Genomic DNA, 20,149 nt, shown 5'->3' on the forward strand with positions numbered 1-20,149 from the left:
CCTGACGAGTACATCTAGATCTACTTTTGGCTAGTTTGTGAGTTCTCACAACGCATCGTAATGCGCCAGTGACAAATCAGCCACGATTTGTGACTAGCGATTGCGCGGAATCAACGAGTTTGCGAGCACGTCGACCGAGAATTTTCGGTCGACTTTGAGTGACAAATTTGTTGAACAGGACAGAGAGAACTCAATACTCGGCTTCCAACCGTTGCTGGAGGCGTATGAACCCTGGGAAATCCGTGCCCGCCTCGGTAGTATGCCATTGGCCGATTTCGTCAATTGTGAGGAACCCTTCGCGCTTGAGAACGTCGAGTTGGTCGGGAGATCTATTCTGCGCAGCACGTAGTAGCTTATTGAAAAGGAATACGTTCTGTGGCACTTGCCGAGGCCGCTGGTCGGAGTCGAATGCTTCACGCAGAACTCGCCCGATAGCAAGTGCCGGTGCCGCCCGACCAGTAATTTGTGCGATCGTGGGGCTGAGATCGAAGATTTCACAGTACTCGAACCTACTGCCGGGAACTACTCCTGCTCCTGCGATGACAAGTGTCGTCACGCTTGAAGATGCACTGTACGGTTCGTGCCAGCCCTCGTCAGCTTGACCGTGGTCTCCACAGACGAGTATGACTGTACCCTGCCACAGGTCCTCCTTCTTGAGCCAAGCTACAAATTCGCCAAGGAGATGGTCCGCGTGCAGGCATGCTTTTCTATACGGCGAGGTGGAGTGCCAGATATTATGGTACCAAGGTTTGTCAGCGTACTTCTCTTTGCTACACTTCTCTCCTTCTATGCCAGGTCGCTGTAGATGCACACGCATGAATATCGGTTTTGATTCAGTCAGGAGTCGCTTCGTCTCAGCAATGACGATATCGTCTTCGCGGTGAGGGTGAGAGATGTAAGAGCCAAATCCATTACTTACGTCATTGTACGAGTATGCGTTTACGACAAAAGCAGCCTCTTCGGGCTCGAACTGGTGCTGAATCATCGAACTGCGAATCCCCTTAGCCCCGATGAACGGTGTACCTGCCATCAGCATCGGATTAGGCATAGAACATGACCATGGATAACTGGGATCGTCTTTAGGATGCCCGGGCAGCGGCAGGTGCATAACGCTGTACCGGCAGCCCTGTTCAGCAAGCTTTTGTAACTCGGGCATGGGAAGCCGTTCAGGGGCATCCTTAGCCAGTCCATCGATAATAAACAGGATCACTCGCTCCGCACGAGCCGTCGGAGAGGCTACGGTCTCTTGCCCCTTACATGACAAGGGAGTCGTAGGAATCAACAGCGGAATCAGGGCGATCCGGCAAAGCCATGTCTTAACTTCAGACATCAATTTAACCTCTTCGTTTGAGCCATTCGGGAGATCCACCAGCTTCAGACCATAACTCAATTGTTTGATAGTAGGAATCGCCGTTCCAGCGGTTCTCCCCGAAGGAATCGCGTTCGTCTTAGGCAGCCAACGGCGGAGCACCGCCACGACTGCACGATATTACGGGTCACCAGCCAAATTGCTGAGCTCACCGGGATCGCTCCGATGGTCTTATGATTTCTTCGTACCGTCGCGATAGCCGATGTATTACCAGTACTGACCGCAGATCGAATGATTGTTGTTGTACCAGCCGGTCGTCGACGGACGTAACCCGCTCAACATCGAGTTTCGTGAGGCAGCGCACACAGGCGCGTTGCAGTGAGCGTTGGAACAATAGACGCTCTCAGATAACAGCCGATCAAGGTTGGGTGTGATAGCCTGTCGGTGACCACCAAGTGCTCCTATCCAATCGTTTAGATCATCAACGACAATAAACAAGACATTGGGTCGCGAGGTGTTGGCCCGTGGCGAGACTTCTGCCGCTTGCGCGAAGTTCAGTGCCGCAACTCCAGTCATTGCCAATACCAACAGAGGAAGGGTCGCTACGACCCAACAGTGCCAGGCATGCCGAAGCTTCCCTCGACAGTCGATTGCCGCCGGCCGGGCATGTTTCAGAATCATGCTCGACGTTTCCTCTGAAGTGTGTTGCAGTGGACTTGCCGCCGGCGAGCGACAAGGTTGCGCGATAGCGATCCCCAGCGGTAACGCCTGTGGGGGTAGAACACGGATTCTACTATGCCGCGACGACGACAGAATGCGTGTAAAAGCAGGGCAGCATCTCGATGCGCACCGGCACGATCCCCGGGAATCCAATTCCCGGGGGCAAGCGACTTTTCGAAACGCCAAGGTGACTCCTTCACCTAGTTGCGTACCTTAGGATCTATCAAGCCGTATGCTAGGCAATCAACGTTTTCTCCGTAGCCCCCCGGCAAGCATTGCCAATGTGGCTAATACCAATCCGGACGGTTCTGGGACCGACGACGACAAGGCGAAGGAGAAATCTACCGTATGACCTCCACTTATCTTTGCAGCTGCCTCCTCATAGGCTACACCGCCAGGAAAAGCGTTTCCACCAGAAGAGCCGTCGCGTTCCCATTCCCAACCGGGATCTCCTCCGCCCGAGAAACTGAGAATGTATCCTTCTGTTCCCGCAGCGGCAGCGATCGCAAGGGGACTGTCCAGATCAATCCTTGCAACGGTTTCAGTATTCCCGACGTAGGGAAACAGGATGTCTTCGGAAAATACAATGTCGCCCGCGAGAGGCGGTTCGGCATGCGTGGTCGCGTTCACATCGGCAACGGTGAAAATCGTCATCGTGACGGTCTTGTCGCCTGGGGCATTTGTATCGTTCTCATAATACACCCAGATATGATTGAGCGAAAACGCGGTATCTGTCTGAAAACTTTGCCCGAGGACACTCGGCCCGCCGGACCCCGCATCTTGACCAAATGTGGTATCTTCTGGCGGGGTTCCAAGAATCTCAGGGCTCGCAGGGAAGTTTCCCCCGGTGAAGATTGTCGCCGCGTCAACTACAGTGGCGGATGCTACGAATAGCATGCCAAGAAAAACTCTACCAATCCAATCACATCGTTGCCGATACATTAGAACTCCTCCCAAAAAAAGATGCATGAAATCTGTTAAACAACACTCCAGTTTACCGGTGGCGAAAACTCACAATACTTAGGAGCACGCTGACGGCGACCTTTTCACAAATGAAATAACTAGGTGCGGTTATTTTGCACCGCTATTATTCATCGTAATCGCAACAACCGATCCGTCTACCTATTTAGTAATGAGTCTGTAACGTTATTAAATTGTAGTGTCCGTCACAGTAGACTGTCACAAGCCCGTTACCTTGCGCTGGGTGAAACACCCAACACCGGCAGATACGCTACTACTAGTCCAAAGTTGACCCGACTAAGTTTTCTCAAAAATCGGTTTTCTCAAAAATCGCGGACAACGGTTTCTATTAATACTTACTCATTACTCGTAAGAGCCCACTCAACCTTATTGTTTTCCCCTGCCTGTACGTCGACCGTTAGTCCCGACGATTTCCCCTGAGAGTACTTCCTTGGAATAGCGACCCTCTCTCGCTGCCTGTCCCCTTCGTCCCGGGGTACCGGATTTATAGTCACTGAATGGGTGCCCACCTGCACACCATCCGCACTATCATAGGTGCCAAGAACGAAAGTTCCGTCCGGCTGAATAGCGCCTTTCGCCCCCCGCCCTTTACTCGGAGTCACGAACACGTATCCACTCGTTAGCAACTCGCCATCCAGGGTCACGCGCCCGCTGACAGGTGCGGTTTCCAACTCGTGGCTAGAACTGCCGCACCCGAGTGTTGCGATCACAACACCAATCAGCCCTACCCGTTGCGAGACTAATCGAGCAAGCCTGGGCAAGGATTCAATGAAGTACGTTACTGAGGACCGGTCAACGGTAGAATTCTTGTCGGTTACTCTTGTCACGGCACATTTCTCCTGCCACTTTTCATGATCGAGGCCTTGCAATCTTGTTAACCTAGTAGCTTGCCCCATCGCCTACCTGCTCCCCTGCTTGGCGACTGGCAAACGAAAAAAGCACCCTGAGTTCGACGTTCTCGTTGAAGAACTGCACCGACCCGTCTGCCATCGCAAAGTGGCAGCCGCCCGGATGATCTGAGCCAAACCCTTGGTCGTTACGGTTCGCTCCCGGCCAAGTTCCAGTGTTGATAGACCAACCGACATTTTTCGACGTGTAAGAAAAATTAAAGTGTGAGCCTACCCACCAAGGGCGTGTTTTTTGATCGTCCGGACTGCCAAAGGCAGCCTCTCCTGTAATGAAGGTGTTGGTGGTTCCGTCGGAGATACTGGAGAACTTGACATCTTCTTGGCGGATAATAATGCCATTGTTTGCCAGGGGTCCGCCATCCTCCTCCACACACTCAACCACTTGACGGCGAGACCCTCCAGTCACTGTAGACTCCATCGTGTACGGGCTACTCTGATCGTCGCAAAAATATGCCAGGGTTGGGTCCCTTTGGGTATTTGCTCCCATCACGCCCCAATAGTGGCTCGCACTGGGAGAATCTTCGTATTCGACGGTGCCCCCCTCAGCGAGGTTGACCGGCTGCGTTGTGGAATAACTTGGACACTTGAAACCAGCAATCGGAATCTGTCGCAATAGGCTGAGATTCGGCTCAACGTGCCATTCGTAATTGGTATCCAGGGAGTCGCGCACATTACCCTGCTCTATATACGGAAGCAGGAATGCCAGATATCCCCAGCGAGGAACTTGTCCGAGCTCTTCTTGTTTTTTGTCAAGATGCCCGTTAGCTGGAGGGAAATGGCCTTGAGCACCGGCGTAATTTTGACAGGCCAAACCTATTTGCCGAAGATTGTTCTGGCAACTCATTCGCCGAGCTGCTTCGCGCGCAGCCTGTACGGCGGGGAGCAATAGTCCCACGAGGACGCCGATGATAGCGATCACGACCAACAATTCGACTAGGGTAAAACCCTCACTCCGACGATTTCGCATTGTTACAGCCATTGGGTTTAGCTTCCTTTCACCTTATGCGATGACCTAGCCAAGTTAGACTACCATTCTATTCTTTGCTGATTTTACCATTGTCCTGACGAGCAACTCCACCGCCGGAGGTCTCATCAGTTCTCGCCTAATCAAAATCATCTGACCATTGTTCGCGGCCTGCCCCACCCACGAGCGCCACCCCCGATGATGAGAGCGATTCCAGCAAGCAAACAGGCCGATGGCTCCGGAACAGCCGTCTGTGCGGGGATAGCGTTGACGGTCAGGATGACGGAAGTTGCGGTGACTGAATGAGTGACATTGAAACCAGCCAGCGTATTCAACGGGTCAACAATCACTATCGAGTCGAAGTCTCCAGTGATCGAGCCGGTAAGCGCGCCACTGGCCCCAAAGTCCCGTTGGATGGCCAGTAAATCAGCGCCGTCGGTATCCCCGTCACCATCGACGTCGGCTGTCACGTCAAAGTCCTGGTTATCCCCGGCCGCGAGCGTTTGCCCATACTGGCTATCCCATATCGCTATGTCTTCACTACCAACCGTTCCGTTGCCATCTAGGTCAGCTGGCAATGTCTCGGCAACAATGGAGATTATTTCGAACATGTCGCCATCGACAGGAGTATATGCGCAGTCGACGTTGGGATCGCAGGAAACGGTTTGTGAAGGAACACTTGGATTGATCAACAATTCCAAGGTCCCACCTAAGGTCACCGTGCCTTCCGCGGCAATAGTGTCGAACTGGTTAGCGCCGTTGGCGGAGATCTGCATAATCGTCTCGGAGCCCGAGGCCAATGTCAGATCTCCAGACTGTCCCCGCTGAGTCGTCAATTGCAGTTGATAGGGGGCGTGGGTATCGTCCTCTTCGTATCCCACTTCCAAGCTGCCACCGCTGTTTACCGTGACGTCACCGACTCGGGTAGTAAACAAGCTTTCCACGTCTCGGTGTCCGAATTCCAGTCGGGCATTTTGATTTACGACCACAGTGGCCGAGGGAACGTGGTCCCGAATCTCAGCATTCACAAAATTGTTGAGCGTCAGCGTTCCAGAGAAATTGTCGGTTTCAAAATGTGTGGCAGTGGTACCATCCTGGCCCGAGAGACCTATCTCAAACTCGTTGAGCGTTATTGAGCCTGACGTGGGATCGGTGGGAGTACCGGTGACGGTAACGTTGGCAGCGCCATGCAACCCATTATTGAAGAACATTCGCCGCTCATTCCCAGGGAACGTTTGCGTCATATCTACCGAGACATCTGCATTTGCAATGAGCCTGGAGGGTTGTTGAAAACGGCTGTTTACCGCTGCATGAACGATTTCCCCTGGCTGGTTGAAAACGATCGTCTCAAGCAGATTCCCTGGACTGGCATTGAGAGGGTTCAACGAGAGTTTGTTGATACCGGTGGAATTCATTTCCAGAGTCATACCACTGCCAGGCGCCAGATCGTAAAGCACTTCGTCGCCGCTACCGTTGAACTGCAAGGTGCCGCTGAAGTTTTCCCACGATGTGGCGGAGTCAAGATAAAATGTGCCACCTGCTGAGAGGTTTACCGTAGCAGTGCCAGTGCCCGACATGTTCATATCGATGGCCGCATCAGCACCGCCTTCAGCGGTGATAGACAGTTGGCCGTTCAATTCCATATTACCCAACTCGGGTGCGCTGATATTGCCTAGGAAGAACGCCCCGGAATGAGTTTCGGTAACGGTCGATCCGGCACCCACGGTAACGCTCGAAAGTTGTACCTGGCTGGCTGTGTAGGTCAACGATCCGTCGACAATGTTCACCCCCGCCCCGGTGTAGGGCGCAGAGCCGTTGGCAGTGATGGCGTGGCCGCTGACGACGTTGTGAATAACGTTGGGATTTGGCGGAGTGCCAACCGGCGCGAGGCCGTTAACCCAGGTAGTTCCCGCCAGCAAATCGCCATTCATGAAGGAATCGGTAGTAACAGGCAGTTCGGGCTCGGGAAGTGCCACCGAAGAGAGTGCGAAAACGTAATCTACTGAATGCCCTCCGCTCAACTTTTGAGCCGCGTCTTCATAGGCTTGACCGCCGCCATAGGCGCTCCCACCGCTTGAGCCATCTCGCTCCCATTCCCAACCAGGATCTCCTCCGCCCGAGAAACTGAGCATGTAGCCTGCGGATCCCGTATTGGCAGCGAGCGCAAGGGGACTGTCCAGCTGAATCCCCGCGATGGTTTCAGTATTCCCCACGTAGGGAAAAATAATGCTTTCGCTAAACAAAATGTCGCCAACCATGGGTGGTTCGTCATGCGTAAGAGCAAACACATCCAAAACGGAAAAAATTGTCATCGTGACGGACTTATCGTTTGGGGCGTCTGCTGCACCCGTATCGTTCTCATACTCAACAAATATTGATTCCAGTGATAACGGGGCACCTAACTGAAAGCTTTGTCCGAGAGAAGTCGGCGCATCTTGACCGAAAACAGAGGCTGCCGGCAGAGCCCCCACTACCTCAGCACCAGCCGGGAAGAAAAGGGGGTCCTCATCAGTTACGACGAAGGTAACGCCGTACAGTGAAGGCGCGATGGCTAGCGTGATGAGCCATGTTAAGCCAGTGAGAGTCAGCGAGAAAACACGATTTTGTGCTGCCAAGTCAATCATTCTAAGTTACTCCAAGGATTAGACAAGCAGTGTCTCAATACTTGTCGAATAATAGCTACCAGTTGCTATTTAGGGGCAAGGTGCGCTGGTCATCGGGTCGCCAAAACAGCCCTGCAAGGAGCGTGATGGAACCGATAACGGGTGATGTTGATAAGGCCACTGCGCTCACACCGGTAGTGCTCTGCGGGTACCCCGCAAAGGCCAAGCAGGCTTGTTCCCCTACTACTGGCGCGCACTGTGGATTATAGATGGATATGGCGGGATAATCTAACATTGGACGGAAAAACCTTCGAGAACTGTAAAATTGTGTCATATCGAGGCTCACGGAAGATTCTCTTTCTTAATGTGGTTGGGCAGGGCTAGGGAGTTTCTCAACCAGTCCCGCTACGATCGGTAGTAGAGCAAACGGACGAATTCCACGAATCGCCTCAAATGTTGTCCACATAAGCTGTCCTGCGCCATATTCTAAGTAAGGGTGGCAGCTGAGCCCGATTGGATCGTGAGCAGTAGGCATCCTGACTTCAGCTAGTTCAAAAGGAATTTCCGAACACCGTAGCGACACGCTAGAAACCGTATCAGTCGACTATGCCACGAGACCAAGAACGAAGCACATCGCACTACCCCGCGGAAAGAATCGAGTCTGACGAGAAGCAGGAACTGTTTGTCAGACTGTTGATGCAGCACGAACGTCGGGTTTATGGGTACATTCTCAGTCTGGTTCCCAATTGGCATGACGCCGACGAGATTTCCCAGAACACGCACGTATGGTTGTGGAAAGAGTTCGACAGTTTTGAGCCTGGGACCAACTTCGCTGCTTGGGCGATACGGGTCGCCCATTTTCACGTGCTTACCTGGAGAAAGCAGGTGTCGCGAAGCAAGTTGGTTTTTAACCAGGAGTTTATCGATCTCGTTGGCGAGGAGCAGGTGCGCGGCGGTTCGAGGTTGGATGACACACATCGGGCGCTCGGCGATTGCATTAATGAGTTGAGTTGCCGCAACCGAGACTTGCTGGCGCAGTGTTACGCTGAGGGGGCAGTAATCAAGGAAGTTGCAAAGTCTCAGAACCGCACGATTGGATCAGTCTACAAGACTCTGCAACGCGTTCGACTTGCGCTACACAAATGCATCAACAGGCATCTTGCTATTGAGGAAGCGACGTGAGCAAGGCAATCGACAACACCTATGAGGCACTCTACTGTCGGATCCACGATTGCGTGGTAGCCGAATTAGAAGGGACGGCCTCGCCCGAGCAGTCTCGCGAACTGGCGAAACTCGTAAGCAGTGACGAAACAGCGCGTCAGATCTATGTTGCCTACATGCAGGAACTTGCCAGCTTGCGGCAGTCCTATGCCAATCAGCCAATGAACCTGAGCGATCAGGAAACGCACAAGGTGCTAGCTTCGCTAAGCCGAGCTACCGACGATCGACGCTTCGGTCAAAAGTTCCCATTGCATTGGGCAACATTGCTAGCCGCTTCGCTGCTCACGGCCGTAGTCGCGAACTGGCTGATTGTTGGTCGTGGTCAGCAAGCCGTGAAGAATGCAACCTCCGCCGAGGTTGAACCGGTGGATCACTCGGAACGCCCCATCTCTGAGCCTCTGGCCGGGACCGCAGTCGCAACCATCACCCGTGCAGTCGACGCCACATGGGAAGCGGGAACTTTTGCTCCCTCGGACCTTTCTCGTCTGCGTATTGGGCAAACGTTGGAGCTGGAAGAAGGGCAGGTTGAGCTTTTATTTGATACGGGCGTCGAGGTCATCCTTGAGGGGCCAACCCACTTCGAAATCCGTTCTGCAGACAGTGCTTATAGCAGATTGGGTTCTATCTCAGCACGCGTCGGAGAAGAAGCGAGCGGATTCACCATCGAGACGCCGAGTGCACGGGTGATCGACTTGGGAACGGAGTTCGGTGCCTCGATTTCTGAAACCGGCGAAACGGAAGTGGCTGTCTTTAAAGGTATCGTTGACCTAGCCGTCGATCCTTTGACGAAAAACTCGACAGGGATCGCTTTGAAGCGGTTGAATCAAGGTGAAGCGCTGCGCGTGGGTCGGAGCGGAGATTTTCATCGCGTGTTCTCCATCTCCAGCGACCGATTCCCAATGGCAGCAGTGAATCGCCGACTCTACCCTAATCGAAAGCTACTGGTCGCTGACGTGCGAGACAATATCCGCGATCCAGAGAGCCAGAAGTTCTACAAAATCGTCCGCAGCGGACTTCAGGAAGATGCTCCTGCATTTGTCGATCGCACTCACCAGTGGAATGGCATCGACGAGAGTGGGGGAATACCGCCCCATCTGTTAGGCGCCGAGTACGTCATGCCCTTCAACGATGACAAACAATACCGTAGTAGCTTGGAAGTGACGCTGTTTGTAGCCCATCCCGCAACCCTGTACGTGTTTTTCAGCGACGATGTTGATGTACCCGATTGGTTGAAGTCCGGTTTTGTGGATTCGGGCGAGAACATCGGACTGGATGAGGGTCCCTCCCGCTTCAAGAAGAGGCGAAGTGTCAATGACGGAACTGGACAAAGCATCGACACAATCTTCTCGATCTGGAAGCGAGAGATTTCAGCCCCGTCGCAGGTCACCCTCGGCGGTATCGCTCTGCCTAACCGCAAGTCAAAGTCAGGCTACAACATGTACGGCATTGCCGCTGTGCCACTTGACTGAGTCTAATCAAGTGGCACATTGTTAGTCGTCTTCTCTAGAAGAGCTTCACCACAGAGGGTTGGCCGCGCATTGGAGCAATGGCTACTTTCACAGGCAAGTAAGGAGTAGTAATGTTGCGTATCCATTTCTTTCTGGTACCGCTTTCTTTCGCACTGTTGGCGGTAGGCCCCGTCTTGGCTGAGGAAAGAGAGAGGACCGACTCTGACCAGCTCGTGTTGACAGAACTCGCGACGGAAAAACCTCGCTCATCAATCGTCATTGGCCAGTCGCTTGCGGAAGCCAAAAACCCAAAACCTGGAAAACTCCATTCACCATTCGGCGTTGATTTTGATGGGGCGGGCAACATGTTTGTCGTTGAATTGTCAGGGGGACGTGTTCACAAACTGGATTCCAGCGGGAACTTGACGACAATTGCGGGCGACGGCAGCAAAGGCTACTCGGGAGACGGCGGTCCGGCCAGCGAGGCGACCTTTAATGGCATGCACAATGTCGCAGTAACCCCCTCAGGCGACGTTTATATTTCCGACAGCTGGAATCACTGCATTCGAAAGATCGACAGCAAGAGCGGAATAATCACGACTTTTGCTGGCACAGGACAAGCAGGATTCAGCGGTGATGGCGGCCAAGCTTCTCAAGCGACGTTCAATTTTCTGATGTGTGTTTCATTGAATCCGACCCACAACAAGATCTACGCGGTCGATTCGAAGAATCTGAGAATTCGCGTCATCGACCTCGAAACGGGTATCGTCAACACAGTGGCTGGCAATGGTGAGAAAGGGATTCCGAAGGATGGCGCCCTGGCGACCAAGAGCCCGCTAGTAGATCCGCGGGCTGTTGCTCTCGATTCGAGAGGCAACGTCTACATACTCGAACGAAGTGGCCACGCCCTGCGTGTCGTGACACTGGACGGAAAGATTCGCACCGTTGCAGGGAACGGAAAACAAGGCAGAGCAGATGGGTCGGCACTCAAGGCTGCGTTAAATTCGCCGAAACATATCGCCATCGATCATGCGGACAATGTCATTATTGCCGACGACAAGAACAAGCGGATCTGCAAATATGACACGCGACAAGGGGCATTGATCAGCATTCTAGGCAGCGGTGTACACGTTCCCAAGAGAGGCCTGCTTCGACCACACGGGATCTGCGTCCATGACGACGGCTCGATCTATGTGGTCGACTCCGGGCACAACCGCATTATCCGTTTACAGTTGCCCTGAAGGGGAACCACTGCCGCCACGTCAACTCGCATCACTTGTCTCAGAAGAGTTTGAAGATGCAACACTGGACGGAAGGTTCTTGCATGTGGTGTTCACGTCCTACAACGATTTCGAATCGAAGAATCTCAATAGGCTTTGCAACCCGCGACACGACTTAGCCGGTAGGAATCAATTGGAAGTACATTCTCTACAACGTCCGTGTTGTTCTTTAATAGTACAAAGTCACCAAATTCATTGGCGAAACCGTCTACTGCTGATCGCTGCGATACTGCACAAGCCGGCAAGTATGGCAGTCGACGGTTCTGGAACCGGGGTTGCACTTGATATCAGCGTCTGGTTGCCATATTGATCCGTCCACACGGTAAGATCATCTGCATCCACGTCATGGTCATTGTCTGCGTCCCCGTCAGTAATTTGCGCGCCGGAGGTTATGCCAAGCCCACTCTGCCAGACGAGGAAGTCTCGACCATCCACATCGCCATCTCCGTTAAAGTCTGCACTGTCAACTAAGCTCACATCCACGTCGGAAAGCGCCATGACAAAGTCCCGTTCGCCACCACTCTTCTCAATTCCATCCTCGTAAGCCTGACCAAAGTCATACACGGAGCCGGGAGTGCTCACAGTACGAAGCCATTCGAACCCCGGACTTCCTCCGTTTGTCAGTCGCAAGGCATAACCAGCAGTCCCAGTAGTAGCTGGCAGTGAAAATGGAGAATCAAGCACGATCGCTGCTTCTTCATTTGCTGAAAGCTCGGGCATACTCAGAGCCGTCAATACTAAACGTGACGTACCAGGAATTATCGTGCTCGCTCCAACGTCTGCAATCTCAAAGAGTTCCATGTTTATGAGAATATCACTAGGATCAGAGTTGGAATCATATTCGTAATCGAGAAATATCGTTTTCAAATCAAAAGTAGAATCGACTTGGAACGTTTGAGTCAATGAGTTGCTGGAATCATCTCCGAATTTATTATTAGGACCATCAGGCATAGCGGCAATTACTTGCGCGCCCCCTGGCTCGGGAAAGAGGTTTCCAGTTAATACTGTCGCCGCAGGTCCCGCTACAGCTCCGCTGAATTCGCCTGCACCAATATCGGCAGAGCCGTTGGGCACAACTCTGCCCCAAAAATCAAGGCCACCGTTGTCGGCAATCGTGAGCCCGCCATCAATGTATGGGGAATCCGCCGAGAGCATATATCCAGCAAGTGCATCTCTGCCAAATTCCATATCAATGTTGTATGGCTCAGCTCCTGGTGAAACCAACCGAGGATCCGACAACAGCGCGTTAGTTTCTGACGTCGGTGGCGTGATATTGTGATAGACATTGGTGTCATACGCGACATTCGTGCCGTTATCAGCATTGGCACCCGCAGTCCCCGAGCTGTCGCTGTGAAAAACATTGTTATTGAAAGTTGTTTCCAGCGGCGTTCTACCAAGGCTTGGCCCAATGAGCTCGGGGGAGAGGCTGCTCTTGAAGTAATGGGTGTTGTTATAAACTCTCGTGTCCGTCATATCTGAATCGTTCTCGAATCCGTAGTGATAGGCACCGTACAAGTCATTGACACTAAGATTGTATCGGAAGATGGTGTCTGTCATCGGCTTCTTCATGATGCTCCCTAGCCAATGGTTGCCGTGACTGTAATTGTATTGGATGACTGTGCCCTTTGAATAATAGTCGGCATCAAAGCCTCCTCGATCATGGTCTCCCGGGTCGCCAACGTTGCCGTAGGCTTCGTTGTACTGAAATACGGTACCTATTGTCTTGAAATTATAAAAACTATTCCCTGTGCTATGGCGACTACTGTTTGCTGACGTGTTGTATTCGACGACAGCATAGTCGGTGTCGCGCGCGATCATGGAGTTCCTGCCAGTATTCCCAATCCAATTGTGGGCAACATAGAGATTCTTAATTGCATTTTCCCGATGCGTGCCCGTAAAAGTGTGCGCATGCTCGATGTCGGCATTGGAGATGTCGGTGCCAATGCCGACACCACCGATTTGGTCAATCACGTTATTGACTATCCGCACATCGTTATAGGTCGTCGCGTTTGAAGAGGTCGGCGACTTTCCATGAACATGGATTCCGCCTCTCATGTTTTTCTCGACCGCACCATTGACGTGGTGAATATAGTTGTCTTGAAGATAAATATGGTTGAGGGCTTTGCCTTGGTCTTCTCCGAGTACGTAAATCCCCATTAAATCGTCGTCATCCTGATCTCCACCGTTGTTATTGGTGATTTCAAGATTGCTTACTTCCACATATTCCGAGTTGTAAAGAAGTAGCCCAGCTGACACCGGGTCGCCACTGGTGGGGCGACTGGGGTGATTGTGAATGACGCCATTGTTGTTAATGATCGGCTTGTTCCCTGTGCCATAGGCGGAAATAGTAATCACATTCCCAGGCGTACCTACGGCTCTTGGGGCGAACATGCCAGTGAACACTTTGTCTCGCTCAAGGAGGATGTTGTCACCCGGGGAAAAAGTCGCTTGGCGGTAGGTGTCGAAGTCCGCCTGTGTAGAGATATGATAATCTGCGCTAATAGCCACGGAGCCATAGCACCCTATCGACAGTATGCCGCAGAGAAGCGATTGAGTGAATCGTTTGTTCAGTGTGCAACTGCTTTGCATAAGTTTGTCTCGATTCGAAACGATGAAATCTCAACGGAGTCATCGGCGATGAGGGTAAAAAACCGCAGGTCGTGCCAGCAACAACCTGCGTGGCCTGCATGAGTAGCTTAGATTCGCAGATCCATTGCCTGCTTGAAGATTGGGTGTGCTTTCAAATGCGCTCGAATAAGTAGTTCGTGATTTCTCGTTCGTCCAACCGGGTGGCACTTCGTCAAACACCCTTTGATCCATAGGCCACAATACAAATCTCGGTGCGGCTGAACCGATAGCCGTGCCTCTGATCATGCTACGCTATTGTAATAGGAAATGGCTAAGTTAGCTAAATGTGGACAGAATAAATCCACCTGAAGAACTCTTTTCTAGCGAAACGAGAGCCGAAGGCCGAGGTGAAAGTCGTTTAGTGATGGGCTCGGCTGAAGGGGGACAGGTCATGACTTCTGCTGAGGCGTCGGCTGCTGAATTCAGTGTGGCAGGCTGCGTCGAAACAACGCGCACCACGCGAATCGGTTTTTGGCGTCTGTCACGGTCACTAACAGCCAATTTAGTATTCTCTGACTACTCATAATGACCAATCTCAGCTCGCTCTCGGTCGCCATCAGTGAGATGCGTAGCCCAGTCAAGACTCTGGAGAGCAGTCGCAGGGCAAGTCATTCTAGCAATTTTATCGAATCGCTTGTTTGGTTGTCCACAATCGTGGGCTCTATGCCATATACTTTTACAGAGTGAACTGACCGCCATGGAATAGTCAAGCAACTGCTACACGACAGAAATCCAGAATGTGCGCTACTCGAGTTTTTTAGTGTTCGGATCCGTCGGCACCTCGATGTTGGCGCAAGTGAGTCTTCCCCTCTCACCGAATTTCCCTTTGCCATCGTAGAACGCGACAGGATCAATATACGGTAGACCTTTGAAGTTGCTCCCGTGTGGAAGGTACACGTCAGATTGAACGGACTATTTCTTGCAGCAGGCGTCCCTGCCGTCGCGCCCCTTTTCATGTGAAAACAAGAGACCATCGGCGATGGATAGAACCTTCACAAGCAGAATGTGCGTCATAGCCGTATTGGCAGCCTGTGGCCTGCCGATCTTCCCATGTACTGTCGCCAAGGCAGTAGAAGACGTTGTCGCTACGGTAAACGGGCACGACATCACACTTCCCGAATTCCGTCGCAGCCTTTTGGATCACCGGGCCGCGGTGTTCGACTATTTCAGCCGCCAATACGGGGCTGATGAAGTTCAGGGGAAGTTCTGGACGAGTTCTTTCGATGGTGAAGTGCCCCTTAAGAAGCTTCGCAAGTTGGCGCTCGACTCCTCGGTGCGGATTAAGTTGCAACAGCAGCTTGCACTCGAGAAAGGACTGGTACGAGACATCAGTTATGCCGCTTTTCTCAGACGCCTAGCAGAAGAAAACCGGAATAGAAAAAGAGCAGTCGAAAACCATGAACCGATCTATGGACCGGTCGAATACAGCGAGAGCACAGGGTATACCCACAATTTTAGCTTGCTTGTTGTGAGGCTAAAACAAAGTCTGGCTGACGACGATTGCGAGATCACCGTAGCGGAGCTGCGTGACTTTTATGAAGCAAACAAGGAGCAATTCAAGAGGCCGGATCCAGTGACTTTTCGGGGGCTGCGCGCCAGTGATACCGATGCCAAGGAAATTCTTCGCCAACTCGCCAGTCAGCTTCGGGAAGGCGGCGAGATAAAGGACTCGATGCAAAGTAAGCGTGCCGGTTTAGTCTATTTCGAACAAACCATACGTGACACGGCAAGGCGTGGTGAGCTGTCCGGCAGCGTTGACTTTTCCCCAGAGGTGCGCGAGCTACCAATGGGTGCAATCAAGCTTTTCGATCAAGCGAGCGAATTATTCCTGATTCAAGTAGTCGCACGCCGCGACATGGGGTATTACCTCTTCAACGACAAGCTGAAGCGTGTACTTCAAAGGCGCTACATTGACCATGCCTACGAGAGCTCCATTGCACAGCGAGTGAATGAGGCTGAGGTCGTCGTTGACGAACTAGTGTACGGCCGGGTCATGGCGCATTAACGATGGATGACTGTTTGGACAGTGGCAATGTTCTAAATCCCATTAAGATGCGCGAAATCCGTTTTTCGCGAACATGAAATCAAGTCAGGAGAATCAATTGTGAAATCAACACGAGATTCTATTGGTAAGAGTTTGCTCCCGTTATTTCTAGCTGTTCTCTTGCCGCTAGAACTTGCGGCAGAGACTTACCATATCGACTCTGCTGCTGGCGACGACCTTGCCGCAGGGAACTCGATTGACACGGCGTGGCGCACCTTGAAAAAAGTCAATGCAACTACCTTTATGCCGGGTGATCGCATTCTCTTTAAGGCCGGCGGCGCGTGGAGTGGGCAACTCCACCCAAAGGGGTCGGGCAACCTGGACAAACCAATCATGATCGACCGGTACGGGGAAGGACCTCGACCCATCATTGCCGGCCAAGGCGCCACAGAGCTGCCCGGGAGAGCTGCAGTCTATCTCTATAACCAGGAGTATTTCGAGATTGCCAACTTGGAGATTACCAATTATCTGGAAGGAGACAGCGGGGCCAAATGCGGCATCTACGTTCTCGCTGAGGACTTTGGCGCGGTCCATCATATCCATCTTCGCAATCTTTTCGTACACGATGTGAACGGCAATCTGAAAACGAAGTACAACGGAGGAGTCTTCTTGGAAGTCGTTGGCAGCAAGAAGAAGACGTGGTTTGACGATCTGCTCATCGAGGGTTGCCATATTCGCGATGTCGACAGAACCGGCATCTCCAATCAGTCTGAGTGGCGTTTTCGCAGCTTGGAGGATGACGGCAATTGGGTTCCCAACAAGCATGTTGTCATTCGGAACAACATCGTCGAAAGGGCGGGACAGAACGGATTGATAGTTCGCTGTACCGATTCGCCTCTGATCGAGCACAACTTGTTCAAGGATAATGGTGGCAAAGGCACTGGCAACGCAATGTTCACGTACAACTGCGACAATGCCCTCGTGCAATTCAACGAATCCTACGGCACCAAGTTCGCCCCTGGTCAGATCGATGGAGCCGGTTTCGATAGCGACTACCAGTGCAAGAACTCTGTTTTTCAATACAATTACAGTCACGACAACGACCACGGATTTATCCTGGTCTGCTGCCAGGGGCGTACGACTGATTTCAACGACGGCACCGTGGTCCGCTATAACATCAGCCAGAACGACGGGGGGAATGTATTTCGTATCTCTGGCAAGGTCACTAACACGTCCATTTACAATAACGTGCTCTATCAAGGGCCGAAAAGGGAAACACGGGTGATTTGGCACAAAGAATGGGACGACGCTTGGCCCGATGGAACCGCCTATTTCAACAACATCTTCTACAATCTGGGAAGCGGCGGCTATGATTTCGGCATTAGCAAGGACAACCGGTTCGAGAGCAACATCTTCTATGGGAATCACCCTGACTCTGAACCCGAGGATCCACATAAGTTGACTAGCGATCCCTTACTTGTCGCCCCTGGAGAGGGAAAAGTGGGACGGGATTCGCTTGCGGGATATCAACTAAAAAAAGGGTCGCCAGCCATCGACTCCGGCCAGAAGATTTCGGACATGCCACCCGTGGACTTCTGGGGCAACCCGCTTCATCGCAGTCGTGTCCCCGACCGTGGTGCCTTTGAATATGAAGTGGAGCAGTAGATTCATGAGAAATCCGAATGCTTTGCCGTCGGCTTTTTGATAAATCTAGTCCGTCTAAAACCGCACGCACAAACCGGGAGGAGTGAGATTGTCGTCTCGCCAGTTACCGTCGACCCGGAGATTATGCGGCTGCCCTAATGCAATCGAGCTAAGACACTCACCGACGACCTCGAGGTTATGAGAGAGGCCCGGTCGTCCTGAAAAAACCACTGCGTTTACAGTGGTTTTCTGATCTTACTACGGGCTCAAGTCGCTTGAAAGGACATCAAGTATTATCATCGATTAGCAAGCGTTAGCGCTTTTTTGACGCAGCGTGCGTAGTCACTTTGCGAGCGCTACCCGTGAAGAAAATCGGGCGCGTGTTTTGCGAAATCTTGTCTCCACTCAACTACAAGTCGAGTGCCTGATGAAAAGCTACGAGTCGCGGTAATCGCATCGCATCGGATTTCCCGCAGTAGTTATTCCATCCAAGGTGTCAGCTCACTAGGGCAGGCAATCCCCAAATAGCTAAGAGCTTCGCGATAAGAATCGCTCACCCCAAGTGCCATTTTCAAAGCTGCGATCTATCTGCCGCTAGAATAGTAGCCAGTCATTTACCGATCGGCGTCCGCTGATCGCTCTCGTTATCCCCCTCCTCCCAGGCTCTGAAAAGAAATGGAAGGCAAGCTGTTCAGCTTGAGAAACACAGGAGCAAACTTTCTCGGGCTTTCCCGAATCAACGCGAGTCTCTTGGCCTGCCCCCAAAACCTAGTCCATGTGTTATGAGAGTCTAACCCGCCAATTTTGGCCAGGAGCGACGTGATGCTCAACACGGGCAAAGACGTGGCAGCGGTGCTGCAAGCCTTGGAGATTAGCGAAGCGACCTACCACCGCTGGCGTGCGAAGTACGGCGGTATGAAGGCCGAAGAAGCGAAGCGACTGAAACAGCTTGAAGACGAGAACCAGCGTCTGAAAGAGATCGTGGCTGACCAGCAACTCGACATCAAGATGCTGAAGCACCTGGCAGAGGGAAGCTGGTAAGCCCTGCTCGGAAGCGTGCGGACACACAGAACTTCAAGAGCGACGACCTCGAGGTTATGAGGCCCACAAGCCTGAATTGCTGAAACTACAACACTGACAGAGACTCACGCAATTCATATCCCCGCTTGCAAGCTTGCAACCATTAGCAAGGGACCTCAATTTTTAGCAACGATTAGCAAAAAATCGTAGCGCAAGCGGGGATGCCAATAGCCGGTCTAAGGGCCCTCGATTGAGGTCGCAACTTGCGAGATTTCGCCGATCAGCGAGAATCAAAACCAACCCCAGGTGTTCAGCTAGATTGTCACAATGGAATCCTCGGTCTTTTCGCACGAAAGTCTCATGTATGAACAGCTGGTTCTCGCCGTTGCTGTACCTATCGGCAAGCTCATCAGAGGGTGATTTGCGTCGCCACATCGAGTTCTTGAAGGCAGAGAATGAGATGCTTCGACGGCGCGTGCCCAAGCAACGGATTTTCCTGGATAAGGGAGAGCGAGAGCGACTGATGAAGCTGGGGAAAGCCATTGGCCCTGGAGTCCTGAAACTAATTAAGATTGTCCATCCCCGAACCCACCAGCGATTGTACCAATGGCAAAGGGATGTGAAACCAGCCAAGCGAATGGGCCGAACAAAGACTGTAGAGTCGGTTCGACAGCTGGTTATCAGAATCGCCAGAGAAACTGGCTGGGGCTACGGCCGCATCGTGGGAGAATTACGAAAACTAAGAATACATTGTGTTGGTCGCACAACGGTGAGAACAATACTGAAAGAGGAGGGCGTCAATCCTAGCCCCAAACGGGGCAAGGGCACCTGGGACGAGTTTGTGAAGATCCACGCGGACACTCTGTGGCAAGTCGATTTCTTCAGCAAGAAGGTCGTCACCAAGACGGGCTTGAAGCAAGCGTTCGTGTTGGCGTTCCTGCACGTGTAGTCACGGCGGGTAATCTGCTCTCCTGCGACATTTAACCCAATATCCGAATGGATGGTTTCCCAAGCAGAGGCACTGATTCAGCAGGCAGATGCTGCTAGCCTGCCGATCCGATACTTGATTCGAGATCGTGATGGGTGTTACTCACGTGAGTTCGACGAGGTGTTTGAAAAAGCAGACGTCTTAGTCGAGCCCACCGCACCCCGAGCACCCAATCAGAATGCCTACATCGAACGTTGGATTGGTTCGTTAAAGTATGAATGCCTGAATCGGTTTATTACCTTCGGGCTTAGGCACCTCGACTACATCGTGGGCGAATACGCATCCTTCTACAACGAACTCAGGCCACATCAGCGGAAAGATAACCGCCCACTCACTGGCTCTTGGCTAGCAGTTGATGAACCGCTCATTCAAGAAAGCGATATCGTCTGCGAAACACGCCTAGGCGGTGTGCTCAAGAATTACGAACGGATGGCTGCTTAAAAACACATAA

14 protein-coding genes and 1 pseudogene are annotated in these 20,149 nt (G+C 52.2%); 8 read left to right on the forward strand and 7 right to left on the reverse strand.

Features of this window, described 5'->3' with window-relative positions:
- Positions 1–190 precede the first annotated feature (190 nt).
- From HG15A2_RS11840 to HG15A2_RS11865, 6 genes are all read right to left on the reverse strand, one after another.
- Positions 191–1,330, reverse strand: a complete 1,140-nt coding sequence (locus HG15A2_RS11840; protein WP_145060453.1) for an alkaline phosphatase family protein — start codon at positions 1,328–1,330, stop codon at positions 191–193.
- A 246-nt stretch (positions 1,331–1,576) separates the two neighbouring features.
- Positions 1,577–1,990, reverse strand: coding sequence for a sulfatase-like hydrolase/transferase (locus HG15A2_RS11845; RefSeq protein ID WP_246117713.1), 414 nt, complete (start codon positions 1,988–1,990; stop codon positions 1,577–1,579).
- A 282-nt stretch (positions 1,991–2,272) separates the two neighbouring features.
- Positions 2,273–2,971, reverse strand: coding sequence for a PEP-CTERM sorting domain-containing protein (locus tag HG15A2_RS11850; RefSeq protein ID WP_145060454.1), 699 nt, complete (start codon positions 2,969–2,971; stop codon positions 2,273–2,275).
- 374 nt (positions 2,972–3,345) lie between these two features.
- Entirely contained in the window at positions 3,346–3,837 is a 492-nt protein-coding gene (locus tag HG15A2_RS11855; protein WP_145060455.1) for a hypothetical protein, read from the reverse strand.
- Between the two features lie 52 nt (positions 3,838–3,889).
- Entirely contained in the window at positions 3,890–4,897 is a 1,008-nt protein-coding gene (locus tag HG15A2_RS11860) for a DUF1559 domain-containing protein (RefSeq protein WP_145060456.1), read from the reverse strand.
- A 134-nt stretch (positions 4,898–5,031) separates the two neighbouring features.
- The gene (locus tag HG15A2_RS11865; RefSeq protein ID WP_145060457.1) at positions 5,032–7,506 is read right to left on the reverse strand and encodes a hypothetical protein; all 2,475 of its coding nucleotides are present in this window, start codon (positions 7,504–7,506) and stop codon (positions 5,032–5,034) included.
- Positions 7,507–8,091: 585 nt separating this feature from the next.
- On the opposite strand from HG15A2_RS11865, the gene HG15A2_RS11870 reads away from it, so the two are divergent.
- The 3 genes from HG15A2_RS11870 to HG15A2_RS11880 all read left to right on the forward strand — a co-directional run bounded on the left by HG15A2_RS11870 (position 8,092) and on the right by HG15A2_RS11880 (position 11,395).
- Complete coding sequence (locus tag HG15A2_RS11870; RefSeq protein WP_145060458.1) at positions 8,092–8,667, forward strand: sigma-70 family RNA polymerase sigma factor; 576 nt, start codon at positions 8,092–8,094, stop codon at positions 8,665–8,667.
- Positions 8,664–10,175, forward strand: a complete 1,512-nt coding sequence (locus HG15A2_RS11875; protein WP_145060459.1) for a FecR domain-containing protein — start codon at positions 8,664–8,666, stop codon at positions 10,173–10,175. The genes HG15A2_RS11870 and HG15A2_RS11875 overlap by 4 nt, the downstream gene beginning before the upstream one ends.
- A gap of 110 nt (positions 10,176–10,285) precedes the next feature.
- Positions 10,286–11,395, forward strand: coding sequence for an NHL repeat-containing protein (locus HG15A2_RS11880; RefSeq protein ID WP_145060460.1), 1,110 nt, complete (start codon positions 10,286–10,288; stop codon positions 11,393–11,395).
- Positions 11,396–11,626: 231 nt separating this feature from the next.
- Here the strand turns inward: HG15A2_RS11880 and HG15A2_RS11885 are convergent, their stop codons facing one another.
- Positions 11,627–13,942, reverse strand: coding sequence for a hypothetical protein (locus tag HG15A2_RS11885; RefSeq protein ID WP_145060461.1), 2,316 nt, complete (start codon positions 13,940–13,942; stop codon positions 11,627–11,629).
- A gap of 1,039 nt (positions 13,943–14,981) precedes the next feature.
- Here HG15A2_RS11885 and HG15A2_RS11890 point away from each other — a divergent pair.
- The 5 genes and pseudogenes from HG15A2_RS11890 to HG15A2_RS11910 all read left to right on the forward strand — a co-directional run bounded on the left by HG15A2_RS11890 (position 14,982) and on the right by HG15A2_RS11910 (position 20,139).
- The gene (locus HG15A2_RS11890; protein ID WP_145060462.1) at positions 14,982–16,067 is read left to right on the forward strand and encodes a peptidylprolyl isomerase; all 1,086 of its coding nucleotides are present in this window, start codon (positions 14,982–14,984) and stop codon (positions 16,065–16,067) included.
- Between the two features lie 99 nt (positions 16,068–16,166).
- On the forward strand, positions 16,167–17,711 hold the full coding sequence (locus tag HG15A2_RS11895; RefSeq protein ID WP_145060463.1) for a right-handed parallel beta-helix repeat-containing protein: 1,545 nt from the start codon (positions 16,167–16,169) through the stop codon (positions 17,709–17,711).
- Between the two features lie 780 nt (positions 17,712–18,491).
- Positions 18,492–18,722: pseudogene (locus HG15A2_RS11900) on the forward strand (transposase); the annotation flags it as partial.
- 352 nt (positions 18,723–19,074) lie between these two features.
- Positions 19,075–19,659, forward strand: coding sequence for a hypothetical protein (locus tag HG15A2_RS11905; RefSeq protein ID WP_145060465.1), 585 nt, complete (start codon positions 19,075–19,077; stop codon positions 19,657–19,659).
- Positions 19,660–19,710: 51 nt separating this feature from the next.
- Positions 19,711–20,139: an integrase core domain-containing protein gene (locus HG15A2_RS11910; RefSeq protein ID WP_145060466.1), complete on the forward strand. Its 429-nt coding sequence runs from the start codon at positions 19,711–19,713 to the stop codon at positions 20,137–20,139.
- Positions 20,140–20,149: the final 10 nt, after the last annotated feature.

Source organism: Adhaeretor mobilis (assembly GCF_007741515.1).
GTDB lineage: Bacteria > Planctomycetota > Planctomycetia > Pirellulales > Lacipirellulaceae > Adhaeretor > Adhaeretor mobilis.

Bases quoted from the DNA above. Each gene is read 5' to 3' on its own strand.
- HG15A2_RS11840 (WP_145060453.1), bottom strand. From the start codon at position 1,330: ATGTCTGAAGTTAAGACATGGCTTTGCCGGATCGCCCTGATTCCGCTG.
- HG15A2_RS11845 (WP_246117713.1), bottom strand. From the start codon at position 1,990: ATGATTCTGAAACATGCCCGGCCGGCGGCAATCGACTGTCGAGGGAAG.
- HG15A2_RS11850 (WP_145060454.1), bottom strand. From the start codon at position 2,971: ATGTATCGGCAACGATGTGATTGGATTGGTAGAGTTTTTCTTGGCATG.
- HG15A2_RS11860 (WP_145060456.1), bottom strand. From the start codon at position 4,897: ATGGCTGTAACAATGCGAAATCGTCGGAGTGAGGGTTTTACCCTAGTC.
- HG15A2_RS11865 (WP_145060457.1), bottom strand. From the start codon at position 7,506: ATGATTGACTTGGCAGCACAAAATCGTGTTTTCTCGCTGACTCTCACT.
- HG15A2_RS11870 (WP_145060458.1), top strand. From the start codon at position 8,092: ATGCCACGAGACCAAGAACGAAGCACATCGCACTACCCCGCGGAAAGA.
- HG15A2_RS11880 (WP_145060460.1), top strand. From the start codon at position 10,286: ATGTTGCGTATCCATTTCTTTCTGGTACCGCTTTCTTTCGCACTGTTG.
- HG15A2_RS11905 (WP_145060465.1), top strand. From the start codon at position 19,075: ATGAACAGCTGGTTCTCGCCGTTGCTGTACCTATCGGCAAGCTCATCA.
- HG15A2_RS11910 (WP_145060466.1), top strand. From the start codon at position 19,711: ATGGTTTCCCAAGCAGAGGCACTGATTCAGCAGGCAGATGCTGCTAGC.